1 protein-coding gene is annotated in these 1,588 nt (G+C 46.0%); it reads left to right on the top strand.

Annotation, left to right across the window (positions count from 1 at the left end):
• The coding region (locus tag OCV67_RS13225; protein WP_178085180.1) for a hypothetical protein at positions 1-1,588 on the top strand (1,588 nt) is incomplete at both ends.

The raw sequence follows: 1,588 nt of genomic DNA on the forward strand, positions 1-1,588 counted from the left end.
ACGGCAGTTCCCAGGGTATCGCTCATGCGGAAACAATTGCCGGGATAAAGGAATCCCTGCAGCTTTCTGAAAATGCGGACGAGCTTGCGCAGGAATTTGAAGACGCCATAGACGGTCTGGGAGAAGTGGACTACTTCGGCTCACCGGAATCCGGCATCATGCTGATGAACGAAGCCGGAGAAGGCGGTATCAATTTTGCAGAGAATTTTACAGTTACAGGGTGTGTACAAAAGGGTGTTGTCAGCGGTCATACCGCTTCGGATGACACTCATATTTTTGTGCGTATTTTTAACGGAAACTGGGAGGAGATCAACAGTGTAGAAGTTGCTGACGGCAATTACTATACGGTTTCAGCAAGCGGTTCCGACATATATCATGTAAAGTTTGAGTGTGACGGCTATCTGCCATTTTACCTCAAAGATTTCGGCACAGGAAAATTTCAAGTGGGTTCAGGCGATTCACTGGACACCGTTACTCTCGTTCCCGGAGATACTACATGGAATGAGGATAACGCAAATCAGTGGAGCGATGATGTGATCAATGCTGCCGATTCAGCGTATGTTCAGAGCTGTCTTGGAGCGACCCGCGGTGACAGCGATTTCAATCCGAGTATGGACGCCGACGGCGATAATATCATAAGTCAGGCTGACCTTAATGCTTTCTGTGATTTTTATGATAGCCTTGACGACGATGAATATTATGAGCTTCCGCAGAGCGTTCAGGATCTTGATATCAATCTGGACGGAGTTATCAACGATACTGATTACGAGCTTTTAGAAGCTTCAGGCGCAAGCGAGGAAGAACTTGCTGCATTCAGAACAGAAGTTGAATCTGCAAGAACCGTAAATTCGTGGGTTTACATATACAACCATGAAATGACAGGAGACGTAATCGTAAATAAGGAAGATTACGAACAGGGACTTGCAAAAATAAATGCAGACGCTCAGAAAAGAGGACGTTCTGAAAATTATTTTGAATACATGGACAAGGACAACAACGGTACAATTGAAAATGCTGATGTTTCGTGGTTTACAGCAGCATATTCAGCTTCCGGAAATCTTGACTGGGATCATGCATTCAAAAGAAATCTGAAAGTACTTGCAAGCGGAGCATTCCCCTACAGCTTCAATCTTCACGATACAAATCTTGACCTGAACGGCTGTACCATAAGCGTTGCGGACTGTATGTCGTTCACAACCGATATGCCTCAGTTCTGGTCGGGCAACGGAGCAACTCTGGACATCAACGGCGGTAAGCTTTTAATTCAAAATAATCTTGTGTTCAGAACAGCTTCACCTGACGGCTGGGGCGGCAGCACAGGACAGCTGATGAACTTAAACGGCGGCGAGGTTTACATCGGTAACTGCTTCGACTTCGGTCAGGCAAACTGCTATGACACGATTCTGATGACAAATGCAGACGACAGGCTGTATGTTGGCGGCAACTGGACATACATAACTCTTCAGGACATGGAGGGCAAATGGACGGCAGGACAGATTCGTTTTGCGGGACCGACATGGGAAGTAAACGAATTATCTGGCGACAAGGCAATTTACTCTTCCGGAGAACATATCATAATTTTCGGCTA

The organism is Porcipelethomonas ammoniilytica, assembly GCF_025567485.1.
Classification (GTDB): domain Bacteria; phylum Bacillota; class Clostridia; order Oscillospirales; family Ruminococcaceae; genus Porcipelethomonas; species Porcipelethomonas ammoniilytica.